The 20,645-nt window shown below is 70.8% G+C and carries 17 protein-coding genes; 9 read left to right on the top strand and 8 right to left on the bottom strand.

Annotation, left to right across the window (positions count from 1 at the left end; genetic code table 11):
• The first annotated feature begins 23 nt into the window (after positions 1–23).
• The gene (locus ABD793_RS08725; RefSeq protein WP_344857417.1) at positions 24–890 is read left to right on the top strand and encodes a small ribosomal subunit Rsm22 family protein; all 867 of its coding nucleotides are present in this window, start codon (positions 24–26) and stop codon (positions 888–890) included.
• On the opposite strand, the gene ABD793_RS08720 is transcribed toward ABD793_RS08725, so the two are convergent.
• The 4 genes from ABD793_RS08720 to ABD793_RS08705 form a co-directional block, all read right to left on the bottom strand.
• The gene (locus tag ABD793_RS08720) at positions 876–2,774 is read right to left on the bottom strand and encodes a TNT domain-containing protein (protein ID WP_344857415.1); all 1,899 of its coding nucleotides are present in this window, start codon (positions 2,772–2,774) and stop codon (positions 876–878) included. The two genes, ABD793_RS08725 and ABD793_RS08720, sit on opposite strands and share 15 nt — an antisense overlap.
• Before the next feature lie 486 nt (positions 2,775–3,260).
• The gene (locus tag ABD793_RS08715) at positions 3,261–5,498 is read right to left on the bottom strand and encodes an ADP-ribosylglycohydrolase family protein (RefSeq protein ID WP_344857413.1); all 2,238 of its coding nucleotides are present in this window, start codon (positions 5,496–5,498) and stop codon (positions 3,261–3,263) included.
• Positions 5,499–6,881, bottom strand: coding sequence for a TNT domain-containing protein (locus ABD793_RS08710; RefSeq protein WP_344857411.1), 1,383 nt, complete (start codon positions 6,879–6,881; stop codon positions 5,499–5,501).
• Between the two features lie 16 nt (positions 6,882–6,897).
• Complete coding sequence (locus tag ABD793_RS08705) at positions 6,898–7,206, bottom strand: hypothetical protein (RefSeq protein ID WP_344857409.1); 309 nt, start codon at positions 7,204–7,206, stop codon at positions 6,898–6,900.
• A 703-nt stretch (positions 7,207–7,909) separates the two neighbouring features.
• Between ABD793_RS08705 and ABD793_RS08700 the strand changes: the two genes are divergently transcribed.
• Positions 7,910–8,491 (top strand): YqgE/AlgH family protein, encoded by a 582-nt coding sequence (locus tag ABD793_RS08700; protein ID WP_344858085.1) that lies wholly within the window; start codon positions 7,910–7,912, stop codon positions 8,489–8,491.
• Positions 8,492–8,525: 34 nt separating this feature from the next.
• On the opposite strand, the gene ABD793_RS08695 is transcribed toward ABD793_RS08700, so the two are convergent.
• A complete protein-coding gene (locus ABD793_RS08695) occupies positions 8,526–8,948 on the bottom strand; it encodes an SdpI family protein (protein ID WP_344857407.1) in 423 nt (140 codons plus the stop codon).
• Positions 8,949–9,013: 65 nt separating this feature from the next.
• Here ABD793_RS08695 and ABD793_RS08690 point away from each other — a divergent pair, with 65 nt between their 5' ends.
• From ABD793_RS08690 to ABD793_RS08680, 3 genes are all read left to right on the top strand, one after another.
• Positions 9,014–10,174: an esterase-like activity of phytase family protein gene (locus tag ABD793_RS08690; RefSeq protein ID WP_344857405.1), complete on the top strand. Its 1,161-nt coding sequence runs from the start codon at positions 9,014–9,016 to the stop codon at positions 10,172–10,174.
• Positions 10,175–10,334: 160 nt separating this feature from the next.
• A complete protein-coding gene (leuS, locus tag ABD793_RS08685; protein ID WP_344857403.1) occupies positions 10,335–13,217 on the top strand; it encodes a leucine--tRNA ligase in 2,883 nt (960 codons plus the stop codon).
• 108 nt (positions 13,218–13,325) lie between these two features.
• On the top strand, positions 13,326–14,063 hold the full coding sequence (locus ABD793_RS08680; protein ID WP_344857401.1) for a 3-oxoacyl-ACP reductase family protein: 738 nt from the start codon (positions 13,326–13,328) through the stop codon (positions 14,061–14,063).
• A 43-nt stretch (positions 14,064–14,106) separates the two neighbouring features.
• Here ABD793_RS08680 and ABD793_RS08675 read toward each other — a convergent pair whose 3' ends face one another.
• Positions 14,107–14,688: a TetR/AcrR family transcriptional regulator gene (locus ABD793_RS08675; RefSeq protein WP_344857399.1), complete on the bottom strand. Its 582-nt coding sequence runs from the start codon at positions 14,686–14,688 to the stop codon at positions 14,107–14,109.
• Positions 14,689–14,758: 70 nt separating this feature from the next.
• Here ABD793_RS08675 and ABD793_RS08670 point away from each other — a divergent pair, with 70 nt between their 5' ends.
• Positions 14,759–15,652: an NADP-dependent oxidoreductase gene (locus tag ABD793_RS08670; protein ID WP_344857397.1), complete on the top strand. Its 894-nt coding sequence runs from the start codon at positions 14,759–14,761 to the stop codon at positions 15,650–15,652.
• Positions 15,653–15,756: 104 nt separating this feature from the next.
• Here the strand turns inward: ABD793_RS08670 and ABD793_RS08665 are convergent, their stop codons facing one another.
• Positions 15,757–16,494 carry a TetR/AcrR family transcriptional regulator gene (locus tag ABD793_RS08665; protein ID WP_344857395.1) on the bottom strand — a complete coding sequence of 246 codons (738 nt, stop codon included), beginning with the start codon at positions 16,492–16,494 and terminating at the stop codon, positions 15,757–15,759.
• A 9-nt stretch (positions 16,495–16,503) separates the two neighbouring features.
• The gene (locus tag ABD793_RS08660; protein WP_344857393.1) at positions 16,504–16,914 is read right to left on the bottom strand and encodes a hypothetical protein; all 411 of its coding nucleotides are present in this window, start codon (positions 16,912–16,914) and stop codon (positions 16,504–16,506) included.
• 432 nt (positions 16,915–17,346) lie between these two features.
• Between ABD793_RS08660 and ABD793_RS08655 the strand changes: the two genes are divergently transcribed.
• The 3 genes from ABD793_RS08655 to ptsP are packed head-to-tail and all read left to right on the top strand — an operon-like array spanning position 17,347 to position 20,642.
• Entirely contained in the window at positions 17,347–18,216 is an 870-nt protein-coding gene (locus tag ABD793_RS08655) for a ribokinase (protein ID WP_344857391.1), read from the top strand.
• Between the two features lie 28 nt (positions 18,217–18,244).
• On the top strand, positions 18,245–18,982 hold the full coding sequence (locus tag ABD793_RS08650; protein ID WP_344857389.1) for a hypothetical protein: 738 nt from the start codon (positions 18,245–18,247) through the stop codon (positions 18,980–18,982).
• Positions 18,975–20,642, top strand: a complete 1,668-nt coding sequence (gene ptsP / locus ABD793_RS08645) for a phosphoenolpyruvate--protein phosphotransferase (protein ID WP_344857387.1) — start codon at positions 18,975–18,977, stop codon at positions 20,640–20,642. Before ABD793_RS08650 ends, ptsP begins: the two co-directional genes overlap by 8 nt.
• The last annotated feature ends 3 nt before the right edge of the window (positions 20,643–20,645 follow it).

Here is a 20,645-nt window from a genome sequence, read left to right as displayed (position 1 = left end):
GAACGGGAAGGGGTGTCGCACGAGTGGAATCGAATCGGGGCGACCAGGATGCCGGGGTCGTCGGCGCGCTGGCCGCCTATCGCGCCGGGGATCCCGCCGGGGCAGCCGGGCTTGCCGAGCAGTCCGGGACCCGGCTCGGGGCCGAACTCGCGACGTACCTCGCGTCGGCAGGCTCCGCTCCGGTGTACGACCAGCCGGCCGCGTTCACCGCCTTCATCCGCGGCGGCGGCAATGTGCCGCTGTACCGGCGGTTGAGCGACGAACTGGCCGAACGATACGACACACTGCGTCCGGCAGCGTTGCTCGATCTCGGCTGTGGCGACGGACTGGCGGTGGCCCCCGCACTCGCTCGCGCACGTTTCCATCCGGAGCGGATCGACCTGGTCGAACCGTCGGCGGCGTTGTTGTCCACGGTCGAAGTGCCTGGTGCACAACGATTCCCGCTGACCGCGCAGGACTTCCTCGCGACGGTTGGTTCCACGTGGAACCTTGTCGAGTCGACGTTCGCACTGCAGTCGATTCCACCGGCCGACCGGGCCGAGGTGCTGCGTGCACTGTGCCCGCGCACCGGCCGGTTGCTGCTGGCCGAGTTCGACGTCCCAGCCCACGACGAGGGTTCGCCCGCGCACCTCCGGTCGCTGGCGGCGCGGTACGAACGCGGTATCGCCGAATACGGCGAGCAGGCTTCCCTTGTCGCGCAAGGGTTCCTGCTGCCGGTGCTGCTCGGCGTCGCGGCCGGTGCGGCCCGCACGAACTGGGAACACCCGGCGACGGACTGGGTTGCCCAGCTCGAAGCCGCCGGTTTCACCGACGTGACCGTGACGCCGCTCGTCGACTACTGGTGGTCCCCCGCGGTGCTGATCACCGCGCGTGGCTCACATCCGGGATAACGCTCCCGCTTCCACGTGCTGGCCGATCGGCCGTGGCAACAGGTACGCGGTGCCGCCACCGGGCTGCGGTCCCCACGGCGCGGTCACCCCGGTGAGCACCCGGATGGTGCGCTGCACGCGGTACTCGTGCCGATCGCGTTCCCGGTCGGCGGTCAGCGAGGTCTCCACGAACCGCGTGCCCGCGGCGTGCACCAGGTTTCCGGTCTCGCCGCCGAACCGGACCACAGTCGACCCGGCGGGCAGCGCGACGAGCCGCTTGCCGCGGTAGAACGACAGCGGTGGCTCGCCACGCAACGGCAGGATCGGCCAGTCCGCGGGTTGATCCGTGTCCTCGGCCGAGGGCGTCGGCAGCATCAGCAACGTCCCGAGCAGGTACCGCGCCGCGTCCGCGAGAGCACCGAACGGCACCGGCTCCACCGAGGGTGGACGCGAGACCTCCCAGCGGTTGTCCGCCCGCCGCAACGTCCACACGCCCTCCGCGGGCACCTCGTTCGCGCCGATCCGGTACGCCGACGGCGGCACGCCGTGCTCGGCGAGCCGCTGCTGCAGCACTTTCAACGTCTCCGCCGCGCGCAGCGCGCGGGTCGGGTCGCCGTCCCGCAGCGTGCGAGCGAGCGGACTGTCGTCCGGCAGGTCGGCTTCCGACCGCGGCGGCCGCGGCCGGCCGAGCACGTCCGCCTCGGCGGTGGCACGCACCAGTTCCCGTACCGGCGGCGGGCGGAAGCCTGCCGCGCGGATGTGCTCCACCAGCTCCGGTTCCGGTGGCACGCCGTACTTGCGCAGGTAGTGCGGCACCGCGGCAGGCCAGATCCAGGTGCCGTCGGTGTGGAACGCCTGCGGTACGTCCGGCTGAGTGCCGGGTGGCGCGAACAGATCCGGCTGCGGTACGGGCCGGTGCAACACGACCTGCGAGCGGAACAGGTAGTCGAGCACCCCGCGGATCTGGTCCGGCGGCACCGGCGGGCGCTGGACCACCGGCCGCTCCCCCTCGGCGTGCCCGTCGACCACGCGGGCCTGGCGGAAGGTGAGATCGAGCGGGAGCCCGGCCTTCGTCGCGAGCCAGTCCGGCAGTTGCTTCGGCGGACGCGGGAAACGGGTCAGTTCGATCCGGTAGGACTGCGGTGCGGGCTGTCCGCCGTCGTTCGGCGGCAGCCGCCAGTCCGGCTCCCGATCGGCGTCGAAGTCGAAGTCGAACTGCGATTCGCTGTCGAGCGTGAACGTGCCCTGGAACCAGGTGCCGGTCTCCGGCTGGTACATCGCGGCCCGCAGCTGCGCGAACAGCGAGCTGAGCCGCGGCGGGGCGGGCAGTGCGACCGACACCGGGCCGTTCTCGTCGCCGACCGCGCGCAGTTCGAGCTCGGAGTAGTCGCCGATCTGCCGGAACTGCGCGGCCACCTTGGACCACCCGCCGGGCACTGTGCGCAGTGTGCGGCCGATCCCCCGCAGCAGCCTGCTGTGGTCGCCGTCGCCGGTTTCCGGCTGCGGCTCCGCGTAGTCGTGCCGGGTCTGCCACAGCCCGGTGAGCAGCTTCGACGGCACCGTGACCGAGAAATCGGTGAGACCGAGCTGCGCGGCGGGCACCGGATCGCTCCGGGTCCAGCGCAGCGTCAGGTCGCTCCCGTCGCCGGGCGCGACCTCGAACAGCTCGTCCTCGTACTCGCCGTGGCTGCGCAGGTCGAACGTCGCCGGTACCTCGCTCGCGAGCACGACGCGGGCCGGGCGGCCCTCGTGCTCGCGGTCGAAACCTTCCGGTACTTCCTCGTCCGGCAGCACGGTGAGCAACAGCGTGCCGTCGGTGGTCGAACGCTCGGCCGCGAACGTGCGGTCGTCGAGCGTCGCGTACAGACCGTCAGGGCGTTCGCTTGCCTCTACCCGGTAGCGCACTCTCTGCTTCCTCCCCGGAATCCCCCGTGTGAGCGGCACCGAACTTAGCCGACCGGAAACACTCGAACCATCGGTCGTCACCCTGCGGGTCGGTACCGAAGTCGACGAGCGCCTCGTCGGCGAGACCGGTGATCACCTCGCGTAGTTCCCAGCGGTCCGGCCGGGCGCCGCGCCGAGCCGCGTCGCCGTGGATCGCACCGATGAGGTTGCCACACCCCGAATCGGTCGAATCGGTGTGCCCACCATGATCCACCGCGCACCGGTGGGGCCAACCGGCCGTCGGCGGCATTTCGGGTGGTCAGCGCGACATGGCCGGACATCGGCGGCAGCGCTTCGCCGCCCGTGCCGCCGGCCGCCTGCGGCTCGGGAGCGGGCGGTCCGGGCAACGCAGCTGCCCGTTCCGGTGCGCTCGTCGCGCCGGCGCCCACCCGCGCACGTGCCTGCCTACAAGCACCCGCTCGGGTGACCGTCGGTCAGCACCGCGGTTCAGTGCCTGGGATAACGCTCGGTCCAGGTCGTGCCGAGCTGGTGCAGTGCCGAACGGCGGTCGAAGTGCCACAGCGCGTCGGTGGCGAGCTGTTCGATCAGGTGGTGCAGCTCCAGCTGTTCGACCCACTTGGCGGGCAGACCGGGCATCCCGACCCTGGCACCGAGCAGCGCCCCGGTGAGCGCGCCGGTCAACGCACTGCGGCCGGAGTGGTTCACGCCGCGCAGCAGTGCCTGTTCCGGGTAGTTCTCGAAGCCGGACAGCGCGGCGAACGCGCGGCCGAGCACCGCCAGGGTGCTCTGCCCGTCGCCGATCAGCTCGGGCATCCGCAGGTCCGGCAGGCCGTGCTCGCCGAAGAACGGCACCGACTCGTTCACCATCGCCTGCACCGCGGCCCATTCCGGGCCGGACTCCGGATGTTCCTCCAGCACCTCGCGCGACAGGTTCCACACCGGATAGCTGAACGAGTCCTTCGTCAGCGCGTGCTCGAACAGCCAGCTCAGGTAGGTGGCTGCGGCCAGGTCTTCCTCCTGCCGGTGCGTCACGGTGACCAGATCCCGCACCACCTGGCGGATGCCGCCGCTGAAGCCGGTGCCCGGCCCGGCCGCGGTGAGTACCGCGGGCAGCGCGCCGAGCAACGCCGTCGGCCCGGTCATCGCCGTCGCTTGCGGGGCACGGGTGACCAGCGCGTGGTACGCGTTGAGCTCGGCGTCGTCGGCCCCGCGCCGGATGCGCAGATCGGGCACCTGCACGAGCCAGCCGTCCGTGTTGTCCAGCGGTGCGCCCTGGGTGTGCAGCCAGCGCAGCAGCGCACCGCGGACCACGCCGGGGAAGAGCTGTTCGACGTCGCGCGACTCCGGCTGTTCCCGGTGCGGGCTGCGGATCACCGCCTCGGTGTAGAACAGCATCCGCTGGGTCAGTGAACCGATACGGCCGGGCTGGTCGAACGCGATCGGCAGGCCGGTGACGCCGTCCGGGCCGAACCGCGCGACGATCTCGTCGAGCCGCAGCCGGTCCACCGCGGTGCCGAGCGCTTCGCCGAGTGCGAAGCCGACGTACGCGCCGACGACCCGTTGCCAGCCGTAGCGGAAGTTCTCCAGATCCGGCAGCGGGTACTTGCCGAAGGTGTCCAGCCGCGGCACGATCCGGCCTTCGTTGTCCCAGGACGGGGCGAGCCCGTTGGCGCCGAGGTCGTTCGGCTTGCTGCGCGGCGGTTCGGGCTGTTCGAGACGGCGCAACCAGGACTGGCCGAGGACGGTCTTGCGGCATTCCTCCGCGGTGAGCTCGAACCCGTTGCGCCGGGCCCGTTCCGCAGCCGTTCGGGGCAGTTCCACCGGTGCGGCGAGGCCCATCCTGGTCGCGGTGTCCGCGGCGAGCTGCGCCAGCTCCTGCTCCGCCTCCGGGCTGCGGCCGTGCCGGTCGATCCGCGCGTCGTGGCGCGGGAACCGTTTGGCGGCGTCGGCGAGTTCGTCGCCGGTGACGTCCTCGAACGTCGCCGGACCACCGTTGATCACCAGGTTCGGCGGGTGCTCGAACTCGGCGAGGGTGGCGAGGTCGACCTGCCACCAGGCGTGTTCACGGGCAGGCAGGTTCCTGGTCGAGCTGAACACACGCAGCTCGTTGCGGTCCTCGGAGAAGTAGAACCGGTCCGTGGAGCCGGTCTCGACGTCGAGCGGGACGAACACCTCGCAGCGCAGCAGCCCGATCAGCAGCTGCTCGCGGGAGAGCCAGCCGACGCTGGCGAAGGCGAGCAGTGTCTCCAGCAGGTTCTCCGGCTTCGGATAGCCGCGGCGGATCGGCCCGGCCCGGTACTCCGGGTTCTCCCGCTCCTCACCGGTCTGCTGGCCGTCGTTGTCCACCTTCACCCAGCCGGCGACGGCGGGCAGTGGCACGCCGAGCTCGCCGAGACCGGCCTTCACGTACTCCGGGTCGACGACCTCGCGCCAGCTCTCCTGCCCGGGGTAGGCCACCGGGGTGCTGAGCCCGCCGGGGTTCGGATGTGCCTGGCGCAGCTCGCCGTCGGGCTCGCGCACGACCACCGACGGCGGCGGGAAGAGCTCCTTGTCCGGCCGGCCGTCGTCCAGGAACGCGACGGTGTTGTAGGGGATGGACCAGCCCTCCGGGACCCGCAGCACGCGGTCGTGGTCGACGCGCAGGCCGCCGGGGCCGGCGACCGTCGGGCCGTGCACGGCGCGCAACCAATTCCCGACCTTCTCCATCGCTTCCGCCGCTTCCACCTACTCGATCCTCTCCAGGCTCCCGTCGGACTCGTGCTCCGCGATCGGCTTGGGCAGTACGTACGCCACCGCGCCGCCGGGCAGATTTGCCCACGGCACCGTGACCCCGGTGATCACATACAGTGACCTTCGGAGCCGAAAAGTGGTGGTCACTCGTTCCCGTTCGAGTGGCAGTGACGTCGTGGCGAACCGTACCTCCCGCCGGTGAACCAGGTTTCCGGGTTCCTCCCCGAATCGCAGGACGACGGTACCTTGCGCCAACCGGGTGAGTCTCTTGTTCCGCAATAGCGTGAGGGGAGGGTCACCCGGGACCGGCTGGATGGGCCAGTCGCCGACTTCCTTCGCCGTTTCCAGCGGGGTCTCGTGCCCGCCGGTCGTCCGGGCCGGATGCAGCAGCAGCGCACCGAGCAGCTGGTGCGCGGCGGCGGGGAGGTCCGGGAAGACCTGTTCGCCGCCGTCCGGAGACACCACCGTCCAGCCGGAGGTTCCCTGCTCGAGGCTCCAGACGCCGGGTGCGCGGCCGCCGATCCGGTAGGCCGCCGGCCACACGCCGAACGACTCGAACCGGTCTTCGAGTACCGCCAGCAGCCGGTCGTCGTCGAGGCCGGGGTCGGGGTTCGTCTCCAGTTCGGCGGCCAGATCGGCGCGGGTCGGTGCCAGCTCGGCCGGTTCCGGGCGGGGCCGTGGCCGCCCGGCGAGATCGGCTTCCGCGGTGCGGCGCACCAGGTGCGCTACGTGTGGGGGCTGGAAACCCAGGTCTCGGATGTGTGCCAGCAGTCCGGTTTCCGGTGGGACGCCGTCGTGGCGCAACTGCTCGGCCACCGCGACCGGCCAGATCCACGTGCCGTCGGTCCGGTGCTCGTCACCGATTTCCGCTTCGCGTTCCAGGTATTGGAGGACGAGGGGCAGTTCGTCCTCCGGTAACGGCCGGCGCTGCTCTCCGTCCGCGGCGGGGCGGGCGTACCGGAATTCGAGACCGAGCGGGAGGCCGGCGCGCAGCCGCCACCAGTCCGGGATGTGCTTGTCGTCGCGGGGGAAGGTGGCGAGCTCGTCGCGGTAGGCCTCCGGCGGGGGCGGGGTCGTCCAGGGCGGGTCGGCGTCGGTGAAGAAGTCGAAGTCGAACGAGTCGTCCGGGGCCAGCAGATAGCGCGCCTGGAGCCAGGTGCCTCTGCCGTGCTGGTACATCCCGGCCCGCAGTGCGGTGAGCCGTTCGATGACCTCGTGGTCCGCCGCGGTGTTGCCCGGCCGGACCTCGAGGTGGTCGCCGACCTGGGCGAACCCGATCCCCGCCGGGTTTGCCGGATCGGCTCGTCCGGCACGGATGAGCCGTCCGATCTCGATGAGCAGAGCCTGCTGCTCGCTCTCGGTGAGGGTCGGTTCCACGTGAATCGGGACGCGTTCAGCAGCCGCGGCGGCGGTTCTGCGGCACTGCACCACGCGGGCGCACGCGGCGCGGCGTCGGCCGGGGAGCGGGCATTTGCTGCGAAGGGCTCTCCGGCCGTTCCGGCGCCTCGTCCAGCTGCTGCACCAGCGCCTGGACGGTGAAGGCCAGCTGCGCAGGGGTGGTGCGCTCGAAGGTGTCCGGGGCGAACTCGAGCCGTCCGAGCGTGCCTGCCATTCCGGCGGTCGCCCGGACCAGCCCGTCCGGCGAAGTCAGCACGGCAGCCGCGCCGTCGAGCCGGATACGGTCGTCGCCGGCAGCAGTCACGGTGGCCCCCCGTGTCGTTGACTGAGCTGATTCTCACTCGGTCGAGTTACACAATCACCCTAATGCCCGACCCCCAGCCACGCCCCGAACCATCCCGAACGCTTTGCGCCAGCGAATCCCCCACCATCAAGACCAAGCAGTCCCCATCAAGACCAAGCAGTCCCCACCAACGTCGAGCAGCCCCCAACGGCGCCAAGCAGCCCCCACCAACGCTCACCGAGGCCAAGCAGCACACCCCGCCACTCACCGACGTCGAACAGCCCCACCACACTCACCGCGCATCCCCCACGCACCCGCAGTCACCCGCACGCACCGACAGCGACCCGCACGCACCGACAGCGACCCGCACGCACCGACAGCGACCCGCACGCACCGACAGCCACCCGCACGCACCGACAGCCACCATGCTGGGTCAGCAACCAACCGCACCGTGGGGGTCCGGGGGGCTCGGCCCCCCGGGTACCACCCAAGCGCGCCACACAGGGAAGGCGCCCCCGGAGGGGACGCCGAACAGGGGCGACCGGCGCACTTGGTCGCCTCTCGGCGGCTATGCGCAGTGTGGCTCCAGCCGGACGGTATTCCACAAAGGCGGTTCTTCAGTGAGCCCGGGGGACACGGAGTGCGCCGGTCTACTGTTCTCAACGGGGCCGGTGTGACTGGTGTTCCCGTGCCGGGAGGCTTTCTTCTCGCCGGAGATGGGATCATTGTCGGCGTGCCAGCGGACGCCGAGGTTGAACCGGGAACGCTCCTGGTCGCCGCACCCACGATGTTCGACCCGAACTTCAAGCGGACCGTGGTGTTCGTGATCGATCACCGTGCGGAGGGCACGCTCGGGGTGGTGCTGAACCGTCCGAGCGATGTTCCGGTGCACGACGTGCTGCCCGGTTGGGGTGGGCACGTCGCGGATCCGCAGTCGGTGTTCGTCGGCGGGCCGGTCGAGAAGAAGACCGCATTGTGCCTTGCCGCGTTGCGGACCGGGGAGACCGCGGCGAGCGTGCCGGGGGTGATCGCGGTGCGCGGTCCGGTGGCGCTGGTCGATCTGGACACCGATCCCGACGTGCTGGTGCCGAAGGTGCGTGGGGTGCGGGTGTTCGCCGGGTACGCGGGTTGGGATTCGGGGCAGCTGGCCGGTGAGATCGAGCGGGAGGACTGGGTGATCGTGCCTGCCTTGCCGAGCGACATCCTGGCGTCGCCGGAGCGTGATCTGTGGGGTCAGGTGTTGCGCAGGCAGGGCGTGCCGCTGGCGTTGCTGGCCACGCATCCCGGTGACCTGCAACGGAACTAGCGGGTCGCCGGAAGTGGACCGATAGGGGTGCGGCTCAGCCCTCTTCGGCCTTCTGGAGCACGCCGCAGCCACCGGCACCGCACGCACAGCCGCTGCACCCGGCCGGCGCCGCCGGGGCGGGAGCGGGCACGGTCAGCGCCGCGCGGGCACCGAGCCGTGCGCCGGCGAGCACCATCGCGAGCAGACCGAGCAGGCCCACCACGGACGCGGCGATGAGGCCAGCGGTGGTCGGCATCGCGAGTCCGGCGAGCCCGGCGACGATCGAGGCCGCGCCTCCGGCCAGGGTCGGGATCCCGGCCACCCGGTTCGCCAGCTTGAACGCGGCTTCGCTGCGCAGCGAAGCCGCCGTGCGGACTCCGGTTCCACCGGCCCTGGTCAGCCGTTCGCGGACGCCGAGGAAACCACCCCAGCCGACGACGGCACCGAGCACGATCGGGACGAGCGCGATTGCGAACACTCCAAGAGGATAAGCGTGACCTCTTGGCAATGTGCTGGATACCCTCGTCGGCTGTGCTGCAGACCATGTCCTCCACGCGTCGCCGGGCGCTTGTCACGGCCGGGCTCCTGTCCCTGTCTCTGCTCGCGGCTCCCGCCGCGACCGCCGCCGAACGGCCGGTCCGGTTCCTCGGCGAGCAGCTCGTGCCGAACGGTTTGCAGTTCGCGGGCACGACGGTCGGTGGCCTGTCGTCGATCGACTACGACCCGCGCACCGGCGGGTACGTGTTCGTCTGCGACGACCGGTCGGCGATCAACCCCGCCCGCTTCTACACCGCGAAGTTCTCCGTCGACGGCCACGGCGTCGGCCCGGTGTCGTTCACCGGCACGCACCCGTTGCTGCGTCCGGATCGCACGCCGTACCCGCCGCTCGAGCAGAACGATCCCTCGGCTCCGCAGAACGAGCAGACCATCGATCCGGAAGAGCTGCGTGTCGATCCGTGGACCGGGCACTACGTCTGGTCGCAGGAGGGCGATCGGCTGACGGATCCGCCGAGTCTCATCCAGCCGTCCATCCGCGACGCCACCCGCGATGGCCACTACGTACGTGACCTGCCGCTGCCGTCGAATGAGCGGATGACCCCGGATGCCGGGCCACGGCGCAACTACGTGCTCGAAGGCCTCGCCTACACCGGTTTCGGCACGGTGCTGGCCAGCGAGGTGGAGGCGCCGCTGCTGCAGGACGGCCCGCCGCCGACGCCTGCGTCGGGTGCGCTGTCGCGGATGACGCTGCAGACCCGTGGCGGCCAGGTGCTCGCGCAGTACGCCTACCCGCAGGAGAAGCTGTTCGCCACGCCGGTGCCCGCCGACGGGTTCGCCGACACCGGGGTGTCCTCGATGCTCGCCGTGGACCAGGCCGACCCGACCAAATTCCTCATGTTGGAGCGTTCCTTCGTGACCGGCGTCGGCAACAAGGTGCGCGTCTTCGAGGTCGACACCTCGGGCGCCACCAACGTGCTGCACACGCCGTCGCTGGCGGACGCGAAGCAGGTCAAGCCGGTGAAGAAGAAGCTCCTGCTCGACCTCTCCGACCTCCCGGTGTCCACCGTGGACAACGTGGAGGGGCTGACCTGGGGGCCGCCGCTGCCCGGTGGCGAGCGCAGCCTGGTGTTCGTGAGCGACAACAACTTCTCCGCCTCCCAGGTGACCCAGCTCATCGCAGTGGCGGTCCCGTCGGAACGGCTTTGACCAGGGCGTTAGACTGACCGTGTGAACTTGGCTCGGCTGCTCCTTGGCCGGCCGCGCTGAGCTGGGTACAGCGACCCGGCCGGCGCGGCGGACCCCTCATGCCCTCGGGCTTGAGGGGTCGAGTTGTTTCTGGAGTGGCTCGACACGGAGGAAGACAGCGATGACAGGGGCAGGCGAGATCGGCGCGGCGGGCAGCCGGACCGACGACGAGCACATCCCGCCGTTCCGCTACACCGCGGAGCTGGCCGGGCAGATCGAGCAGCGCTGGCAGGACCACTGGTCCGACCACGGCACCTACCACGCGCCGAACCCGGTCGGTCCGCTCGCCGCCGAAGGTGAGCCGGTTCCCTCGGACAAGCTGTTCGTGCAGGACATGTTCCCCTACCCGTCCGGGTCCGGTCTGCACGTCGGGCATCCGCTGGGGTACATCGGCACCGACGTGTACGCCCGTTACCACCGGATGATCGGCCGGAACGTGCTGCACACGCTGGGCTACGACGCATTCGGCCTGCCTGCCGAGCAGTACGCGGTGCAGACCGGCACGCATCCGCGCACCACCACCGAGCAGAACATCGCCACCATGCGCGCCCAGTTGCGGCGGCTGGGGCTCGGCCACGACGAGCGCCGCTCGATCGAGACCATCGACCCGGACTACTACAAGTGGACGCAGTGGATCTTCCTGCAGATCTTCAACTCCTACTACGACGAGGAGGCGGGCAAGGCCCGTCCGATCGAGGAGCTGGAGAAGGCCTACGCCGCGGGTGCGCGCGCGACGCCGGACGGGCGGGCGTGGAGCGAGCTGAGCGGCGTCGAACAGCGCAAGGTCATCGACGAGCACCGGCTGGTCTACATCTCCGAGGCGCCGGTGAACTGGGCGCCGGGGCTGGGCACCGTCGTGGCCAACGAGGAGGTGACCGCGGACGGACGCAGCGACCGCGGCAACTTCCCGGTGTTCCGCAAGAGCCTGCGGCAGTGGATGATGCGGATCACCGCCTACGCCGACCGGCTGGTCGACGACCTGGACCTGCTGGACTGGCCGGACAAGGTCAAGTCGATGCAGCGCAACTGGGTCGGCCGCTCGCAGGGTGCGCGGGTGTCGTTCGCGGCAGGCGAGGAGAAGATCGAGGTCTTCACCACCCGCCCGGACACCCTGTTCGGCGCCACCTACATGGTGATCGCGCCGGAGCACCCGCTGGTGGAGAAGCTGACCGCCGCGCAGTGGCCGGACGAGCACCCGCAGGTCTGGACCGGTGGTGCGAAGACGCCTGCCGACGCGATTGCCGAGTACCGCGCGGCCGCCGCGCGCAAGTCCGACCTCGATCGCCAGGAGAACAAGGACAAGACGGGCGTCTTCACCGGCACATACGCGGTGAACCCGGTCAACGGCAAGGAAATCCCGGTCTTCATCGGCGACTACGTGCTGATGGGCTACGGCACCGGCGCGATCATGGCGGTGCCCGCACAGGACCAGCGTGACTACGACTTCGCGAAGAAGTTCGAGCTGGACATCGTGCGCACGGTCGACCCTGGCGAAGGCTTCGACGGCGAGGCGTTCACCGGCGACGGTCCGGCGATCAACTCGGCCAACGATTCGGTGAGCCTGGACGGCATGGGCGTGACCGACGCCAAGAAGACGATCATCGAGTGGCTGGAGGAACACGGCCACGGCGAGGGCACCGTGCAGTACAAGCTGCGCGACTGGCTGTTCGCCCGGCAGCGGTACTGGGGCGAGCCGTTCCCGATCGTCTACGACGAGGACGGCCTGCCGATCGCGCTGCCGGAGGACCAGCTGCCGGTGGTGCTGCCCGAGGTCGACGACTACTCGCCGAGGACCTTCGACCCGGACGACGCCGATTCCGAACCGTCGCCGCCGCTGTCGCGGGCCACCGACTGGGTCGAGGTCACCCTTGACCTGGGTGACGGGCCGAAGAAGTACCGCCGCGACACCAACGTCATGCCGCAGTGGGCGGGCTCCTGCTGGTACCAGCTGCGCTACGTGGACCCGTCGAGCCAGGACGTGTTCTGCGCGCCGGAGAACGAGGCCTACTGGCTGGGGCCGCGTCCGGCCGAGCACGGCGTGGACGACCCTGGCGGTGTCGATCTGTACGTCGGCGGCGTGGAGCACGCGGTGCTGCACCTGCTGTACTCGCGGTTCTGGCACAAGGTGCTGTACGACCTGGGCCACGTGTCGTCGAAGGAGCCCTACCGGCGGCTGTTCAACCAGGGCTACATCGAGGCCTACGCCTACACCGACCAGCGCGGCGTCTACGTGCCGGCGGACGAGGTCGTGGAACGCGACGGCAAGTTCTTCCTGGGTGACGAGGAGGTCAACCAGGAGTACGGGAAAATGGGCAAGAGCCTGAAAAATGTCGTCACGCCGGACGAGATGTCGCAGACCTACGGCGCGGACACCTTCCGGCTGTACGAGATGTCCATGGGCCCGCTGGACATGTCCCGGCCGTGGGCGACCAAGGACGTCGTCGGTGCGCACCGGTTCCTGCAACGGCTGTGGCGGCTCGTCGTGGACGAGCAGACCGGGCAGCTGCGGGTCGGCGCGGACGAGGCGACCGAGGCCGACCGGAAGCTGCTGCACCGCACCATCGCCGGCGTGCGCGAGGACTACGCGGAAATGCGGTTCAACACCGCGGGCGCGAAGCTGATCGAACTGAACAACCACCTGACCAAGGCCTACGGTTCGGCCGCGGCCACCCCGCGCGAGGTAGCCGAACCGCTGGTGCTGCTGCTGGCGCCGCTGGCCCCGCACATCGCCGAGGAGCTGTGGCACCGGCTGGGGCACGCGGATTCCCTGGTGCACGGCCCGTTCCCGGTGGTCGACGAGAAGTACCTGGTGGAGGACTCGGCGGAGTACCCGATCCAGGTCAACGGCAAGGTCCGTTCCCGCATCACGGTTCCCGCGGATGCGGCGAACGACGCGGTGCAGGCCGCCGCGCTTGCCGACGAGAAGATCGCCGCGCTGGTCGGCGACAAGGCGCCGCGCAAGGTGATCGTGGTGCCGGGCAGGCTGGTCAACATCGTGCTGTAGCACCGTCGGTTGTGGACTGTCGGGTGAGCGCGACGGCCGAAACGCGCCAGCTCGTGCCCGCCGGATCCGCTTCCCTGGAACCAGAACAGGTTCCAGGGAAGGACGGACATGACTCTCGACGGCAAGGTGGCGCTGGTGACCGGCGGCAGCAGGGGGATCGGCGCGGCCACCGCGTTGCGGCTCGCCGAGGACGGCGCGGACGTGGTGCTCACGTACGTGGCCAACGCGCAGCGGGCGGACGAAATCGTCGATCGCATCAAGGCCTTGGGCCGGCGGGCCCTCGCGGTCGCGGCCGACCACGCCGACTCGGCTGCGGTCACCGCGGCGGTCGAAGCGGCGGTCGCCGAATTCGGGCGGCTCGACATCCTGGTCAACAACGCGGGTGTCGGGCACGTCGCACCGTTCGCGGAAACCGAGCCGGCGGACGTGAGCCGCGTGCTCACGGCGAACGTGCACGGCGTCTTCGCGATCACCCAGGCCGCCGCGGTGCACCTCGGCGAAGGCGGGCGGGTGATCACGATCGGCAGCTGCGTCAGTGACCGCGTACCGGGACCGGGGATGGTGCTGTACGCGGTGAGCAAGTCCGCGCTGACCGGCTTCACCAAGGCGTTGGCGCGGGAACTGGCACCGCGCGGTGTCACCGTGAACTTGGTGCACCCCGGACCCACCGACACGGACATGAATCCGGCCGACGGCCCATCCGCGGCGGATCAGGCGTCGATGACCGCGCTCGGCCGTTACGGCCGCCCGGATGAAGTCGCTGCCACGGTCGCATTCCTCGCTTCCTCGGCGAGCTCCTACGTCACCGCCGCAACGCTGTCGGTCGACGGCGGGCACGCCGCCTAGCGAGCCGGACGGCAGTGCCTCGGCGCATTCCGGGCCCGGTGGGTCACTCGCCGGGCCCGGTGACCTCCCAAGCCGCCTCGATCATCCGGAAGATCTCGTCCACCGCGGCGTCCGGATCGGCCGCCGCGCGGGCCAGCGAGTAGGCGTCGATCGCGAATCTCGCGATCGTCCGGCAGGCCATGGTGGTCCTGGCCAGTCCGGGGTCGGCGGCCATCGCGACGGCCAGTGACTCCGCGTGGCGCAGCCGCATCGACTCCTCGTACTGCCGCAGCGCAGGTGATCCGTCGATCATCCGCCAGATCGGGGCGGCGCCCTCGGCGGTGCAATGTCGTACCAGTGCCAGCACTTCGCGGCGCAACGCCGGGATGAGCGGTTCGTGCGGGGCGCGGCCGGTGACCGCCTGCGTGAAGCGCTGCTCGAAGTCTTCGTCCTGCTCGAACACCAGCGCCTCTTTCGAGGCGAAGTGGGCGAAGACCGTGGTGACGGCCACGTCGGCGGCCGCGGCCACATCCCGGATGCCCACCGCGTCGTACCCGCGTTCCAGGAAGAGCCGCAGGGCGGTGTCGGCGATCTTCTGACGGGTCGCGGCCTTCTTGCGCGCACGGCGTCCAGGCGGGGCGGTCATCCATTGATGCTATCAGTTATGAATACATATCAGTTAGTAAAAGCTAACCGTTAGTGTTACGGTCGATCGTATGAAGAGAGTGAGTTTCGCCGAGTTCGGCGGTCCGGACGTGCTGCGACTCGTCGACGCCGAGGAGCCGCACGCAGGCCCAGGCCAGATACGCATCGCGGTACGGGCGGCAGGAGTGAACCCCGTCGACTGGCGGGTCCGGGAGGGGCAGGTCCTGAAGGCCCATCCGATCGAGTTGCCCGCCGGAGTCGGGCTCGACGCTTCCGGGGTGGTGGACGAGGTCGGCGAGGGCGTCGACGGGGTTTCGGCCGGCGATCGCGTGTTCGGCGAAGGTTCGAGCACCTACGCCGAACACGCTGTGCTGTCGGCCTGGGCCCGGATGCCCGAGGGACTGACGTTCGAAGAGGCGGCAGGCTACCCCTCCGTGGTGGAGACCGCGCTGCGCGTCATCCGCGAGGTCGGCGTGCAGCCGGGGCAGACCCTGCTGGTCAGCGGGGCGTCCGGCGGGGTCGGCTCGGCGGTGCTGCAGATCGCCCGCGACCGCGGCATCACGGTGATCGGCACGGCCGGGGTCGCGAACCAGGACTACCTGCGCAGCCTGGGTGCCGTCGCCACGACGTACGGCGAGGGCTGGGTCGCGCGGGTCCGCCGGCTCGGCCAGGTCGACGCGGCACTCGATCTGGCGGGCTCGGGCGTGGTCCGGGAACTCGTCGAGCTGACCGGGAATCCGCACAAGGTGCTCTCCATCGCCGATCTCGGTGCGCCGGATCTGGGCGTCCGATTCTCCGGCGTGGCCGGGAGCATGCCGGACGCACTCGCCGAGGCGGCCGACCTCATCTCGCGCGGAAAGCTGCACATCCCGGTCGAGAAGTCGTACTCACTCGGCGAAGCAGCCGCAGCACACATCGACAGCCAGGCAGGCCACACCCGCGGGCGCCGGGTCGTGGTGATCTGAGCCGTTGCCTGGCCACCGCCGCACGCGCATCCGGGGCGTGACCATCCGGTTCGCTACGAGGACAACGGGTCCATATCGCCGCGATCAACGGGTTGACACAGGCACTAGCCGGAGTACAGGCCCACGTCGCGTGCGAGGTCGGTCAGCATCGCCTCGAACAGCACATCCGGTTTGGACACCGGGATCGGGTAGTTGCCGAACACCTCGAGCGTGACGTGGCCGTACAACCGGGCCCAGAACTGGATCATCAGGTAGGTCAGCCCCACGTCCAGCTTTTCCGGCGGGATCTCGCGTCCGGACTCGGCCAGCACGGCCAGCAGGTCACGCTGGAACGCGGCGAGGTCGTCGCGCAGTTCGGGCGGGACCACGTCGTTCGGCGGCATCACCAGTTCGTGCTGGGCCAGCACGTGCCCGGCGGCGGCGAGGAAGATCCGGCCGAACGGCTCGTCGAGGCGGTGCAGTGCGCTGCTCGCGGTGGTGCCGACCCCGCCGGTCGGCGACGCGAACACCAGCGTGAACTCCTTGGTGTGGGTGAGCGCCCAGCGCCGGAAGCCCTTGCAGATCCCGAACAGCTGCAGCATGCCCTCGGCAGGCAGATCCGCGATGTCCTCGGCCAGCTCGGCGGCCAGGTCAACACACACGTCGAGACGGAGGTTCTCGAGCAGGTCGTCCCGGGATTCGTAATACCGGTACAGCGCTGGTGCGGTGATCCCCAGCTCGCGGGCGATGGCCCGCAGCGTCACCGCCTCCGGACCCTGGTCGACCAGCAGTTTCCGGGCAGTACGGCGGATGTCCTGCTCGGTAGCCGCTCGCGCGCGACCCCTGCGTGTGGGGCTGCTCATCCGGACATTCTAGGTGGCGACGGTCCTCTTTTCGGCAACGGTGCGGCCGGGCAGTAACCGGAGCTGCACCTCGGTGAGCGGCCGCAGCAGCCACATCGCCGGCACGGTCATGCCGAACGCGCAGAAGAAGTGCACGATCCAGGCACCGGCGAGGCCGGGGCCACCCCAGGATTCGCCTGCCGTCGCCGGATCCCAGAACAGCCCGTAGGTGGCGATCCGCCCGACCAGGTACCAGATCAGCATGGCGAGCACGAAGGCGAGCACGGAGGTCCCCAATGCCGCGGCCAGGCGCGGCCTGCCCTCGCGTGGCGGAACCCCCAGTACCCGCCACGCGAGCCACCGCTGCGCCCGCGCACCACCGAGGTAAGCGGGGAGGGCGAGCACCGCATAAACCGCGCGCCGCCAGTCCAGTGTTGTCATGCGATGCACGCTAGAGAAGCCTGACCAGCGGAAACACCGGGGAAGCCGTCGAATCGGGTAGGGAAATCCCCCATCCGCCGGTCCGCACCGGGGGAACAGCACCACCGCCGGTTTCGAGGTTCGTACGCGGACCGGGGCGCCGCCGACGCCGATCACTCGGGGGGCTACGTGATCGGCGCCGGCGACCCGATGCCCTTTCCGGTGCGCTTCCGGTCCGGGCAACGCCACCGGCTTGAAGTCAGTGACGCTGGACGAGAGCGGAGCCCGTGTCAGAAGTGACGCGTGGGGGATAAGTATCCCCCGATCGAGTGACGGGCGGCCACTGCTCGCCTGATTGTCGCACCGAACGGGTGCAAAGTTACAAAGTTCTTCACTTTCGGCCACGGAAATGGGCCGAACCGGGTCAGCCGGACGCGTGGCAGAGTGATCGTCATGAGTGCTGTGCTGGTCGTGGGGTCCGCGAATGCCGATCTGGTGGTCCCGGTCGACCGTCGTCCGGCGGGTGGTGAGACGGTGCTCGGCGGCGACACCGTCCTGTCGCCCGGCGGCAAAGGGGCGAACACCGCGGTCGCGGCGGGCCGGCTCGGCGCCGACGTCGCCCTGCTCGGCGCGGTCGGCGACGATCCATACGGTCGGCTCCTGCGCGAGTCGCTGGCCGGCGCCGGCGTCGGCACGCAGCACCTGCGCACCGTCGACCGGCCCACCGGCATCGCCTACATCACGCTCACCCCGGACGGCGAGAACTCGATCCTCGTCTCCCCCGGTGCCAACTCGGCGGTGCAGCCCGCCGATCTGACCGACGACGCACTCGACGGGGTCCGCGTCCTGGTCACGTCGCTGGAAGTGCCGCTGTCCACGGTCGAACGCGCGGTGCTGCGAGCGCGGGAGAAGGGGGTGCCGGCGTTGCTGAACCTCTCGCCTGCTGCCGAGCTGTCCGCGGACATGCTCGCCGCCGTGGACGTGCTGCTGGTCAACGAGCACGAGGCCGGCTACTTGCTCGGCGCGTCCGACGCCGACCCGCGCGAGCTGCTCGGCCTCGGCCCCCGCTCTGCCGTGGTCACGCGGGGTGCCGCGGGTGCCGTGGTGGTCGAAGCCGACAAGTCGACCACGGTCGAATCGCCACGGGTCGAGGCAGTGGACACGACCGGCGCGGGTGACGCGTTCGCGGGTGCGCTGGCCGCCTCGCTCGCCGACGGTGCCGGCCTGGTCGAAGCCGCCGAGCGGGCGGTGCGGGTGGCCGCGGTGAGCGTGACCCGGCACGGTGCGCAGCCGTCCTATCCCACTGCCGGCGAACTGGAATGACCCACGGCCGTGCTGTGTTGTGCCGCACATGCGCGATTCGTTCGGTGCGGCCTGGTGGCAGGGCTACGCCACGCGGCTGAGGTCGCTCGCGGCGGCTCGGGGCACCGACGCACTGGCGTTGATCCCGCTCGACGAAGCCATTTCCGCGCTCGGCCGGACCACCGAATCGGACGAAGGCTTGCGTGCAGTACCCCTCGACGGCGTGGTGGGGACGCTCGCGCGAGCGGCCGACTTCGACCGCTACTTCCGGCCGCGCAACCGCGCCCTGCGGGACCGCTGGTGCGCGCTCGCCGCGACCGCCGGGGAGCTGCCGCCGGTCCGGCTGGTGCGGCTGGGTGAGATGTACTTCGTCGAGGACGGTCACCACCGGGTGGCGCTGGCAAGGGCGCGCGGCGCAGCGACCATCCGCGCCGAGGTGCGGGCGGTCTGCACGGTGGCCTTCGCGATGCGGTGCCTCACTCTCGCGGACCTGGCGGTGAAGACGGCAGAGCGGATGTTCCTCGAACGGGTGCCACTGGCCGACGACCTCCGCACCGATCTGTGGCTGGACGATCCGGGCGAGTGGTTCCGGCTCGCGGATTCGGCGGAGGCGTGGGGATTCCGGCAGACTCTGCGGGGCCGCGTCCTCGGTGACCGGGCGGCGCTGGCGCAAGCCTGGTGGCACGAGGAGGTGAGTCCGGTCGTGACAGCACTGCGGGAACGCGGGCTTCCGGCAGCGGCCCGTGATATCGCCGCCTATGTGGGATATGGTCTAGACCATGTCTGAGAGCGCCGAGTCGAGTCCGCACAGTTCGCCGTTGACCGGGGTCGCGGTGAGCCCCGGGCGGGCGAGCGGGCCCGTCGTGCGGGTCGCGGAACCGCTCGGGGAACCCGCGAGCACGCCGGAGCCCGCTGATCCGGACGCCGAGGCGGCCCGGATCGAGCCGGCCGCGCAGGCCGTCGCCGCGCGGCTCGAGGCGCAGGCCGCGACCGCGACCGGAGAGGCCGCGACGATCCTCGTCACGACCGCCGCGATGGCCGCCGACCCGGCGCTGGCCACTCAGGCTCACCAGCTGGTGACGGCGCGGAAACTTCCCGCGGCCCGCGCCGTCTACCAGGCTGCCGAAGGGTTCGCCGAGGCACTCGCCGCCGCAGGCGGGTACATGGCCGAGCGGGTCCGCGACGTACGGGACGTGCGCGACCGGCTCGTGGCCGAACTGCTCGGCGTCGCACCGCCGGGCGTGCCCGAGCTGACCTCACCGAGCGTGCTCGTCGCCCGTGATCTCGCCCCGGCGGACACCGCCGGGCTCGACCCGGACAAGGTCCTCGCCCTCGTCACCGAGGAGGGCGGGCCGACCAGCCACACCGCGATTCTGGCGCGGGCGCTCGGCATCCCCGCCGTGGTCGCGGTACGCGGGCTGCTCGCGTTCGACGCCAAGGCGCTCGCCGTGGACGGCGACACCGGCGTGGTCGAGGTCGCCGACCCGTCGGCGCCGATCGTCACCGCCGTCGCGTCCGGCCCGGCCGAGTGGAACGGCGTCGGCGCGACCTCCGACGGACATCCGGTGAAGGTGTACGGCAACGTCGGCTCCCCCGCCGACGCCAAGGCCGCGGCCGACGCGGGTGCCGAGGGAGTCGGCCTGTTCCGCACCGAATTCTGCTACCTGGACGCACCTTCCGAACCGTCCGTCGAAGAGCAGCAAAGTGCTTACACGGCAGTGCTTTCGCCGTTCCGCGGCAAACCGGTCATCGTGCGCACCCTCGACGCGGGCGCGGACAAGCCGCTCGCCTTCCTGTCGCCCGAGGCCGAACCCAATCCCGCGCTCGGGGTACGTGGCCTGCGGGTGGCGTTCGACCGGCCGGAGGTGCTCGACCGGCAGCTGGCGGCGATCGCAGGCGCGGCGGAGGAATCCGGCGCGCAGGTCTCCGTGATGGCCCCGATGGTGGCCACCGTCGAGGAGGCCGCGTGGTTCGCCGAACGCGTCCGCGCGGCCGGGATCGCGCGGGCAGGCGTGATGATCGAGATTCCCGCCGCCGCGTTGTCCGCACGGGAGATCCTGGAGGCGGTCGACTTCGTGTCCGTCGGCACGAACGATCTCGCCCAGTACACCTTCGCCGCGGACCGGCAGCTCGGCGCGGTGGCGAAGCTGAACGATCCGTGGCAGCCGGGTCTGCTGCGGCTGCTGAAGCTGATCGGCGACGCGGCGACCGCGACCGGCAAACCGGCCGGCGTCTGCGGTGAGGCCGCGGCCGACCCGCGGCTCGCGCTGGTGCTGGCCGGTCTCGGACTGACCAGCCTGTCGATGAACGCACCGGCGATCCGCACCGTCGGGGCCACGCTGGCCGCCGTCTCGCTGGCCGAGGCAGGCGAGCTGGCCGCCGCCGCGCTCGGCACCGCCGACCCGGCCGCGGCCCGCAAGGCCGTGGCGGACGCGCTGGCCCGCTGACGC

This window comes from Amycolatopsis ultiminotia, from assembly GCF_039536925.1.
Lineage (GTDB): Bacteria > Actinomycetota > Actinomycetes > Mycobacteriales > Pseudonocardiaceae > Amycolatopsis > Amycolatopsis ultiminotia.
This window is presented reverse-complemented; position numbering and strand designations above follow the sequence as displayed.

Excerpts from the sequence above, each read along its gene's own strand:
- ABD793_RS08680 (WP_344857401.1), top strand. The coding sequence starts at position 13,326 with ATGACTCTCGACGGCAAGGTGGCGCTGGTGACCGGCGGCAGCAGGGGG.
- leuS (WP_344857403.1), top strand. The coding sequence starts at position 10,335 with ATGACAGGGGCAGGCGAGATCGGCGCGGCGGGCAGCCGGACCGACGAC.
- ptsP (WP_344857387.1), top strand. The coding sequence starts at position 18,975 with ATGTCTGAGAGCGCCGAGTCGAGTCCGCACAGTTCGCCGTTGACCGGG.
- ABD793_RS08675 (WP_344857399.1), bottom strand. The coding sequence starts at position 14,688 with ATGACCGCCCCGCCTGGACGCCGTGCGCGCAAGAAGGCCGCGACCCGT.
- ABD793_RS08660 (WP_344857393.1), bottom strand. The coding sequence starts at position 16,914 with ATGACAACACTGGACTGGCGGCGCGCGGTTTATGCGGTGCTCGCCCTC.
- ABD793_RS08690 (WP_344857405.1), top strand. The coding sequence starts at position 9,014 with ATGTCCTCCACGCGTCGCCGGGCGCTTGTCACGGCCGGGCTCCTGTCC.
- ABD793_RS08650 (WP_344857389.1), top strand. The coding sequence starts at position 18,245 with ATGCGCGATTCGTTCGGTGCGGCCTGGTGGCAGGGCTACGCCACGCGG.
- ABD793_RS08665 (WP_344857395.1), bottom strand. The coding sequence starts at position 16,494 with ATGAGCAGCCCCACACGCAGGGGTCGCGCGCGAGCGGCTACCGAGCAG.
- ABD793_RS08670 (WP_344857397.1), top strand. The coding sequence starts at position 14,759 with ATGAAGAGAGTGAGTTTCGCCGAGTTCGGCGGTCCGGACGTGCTGCGA.
- ABD793_RS08655 (WP_344857391.1), top strand. The coding sequence starts at position 17,347 with ATGAGTGCTGTGCTGGTCGTGGGGTCCGCGAATGCCGATCTGGTGGTC.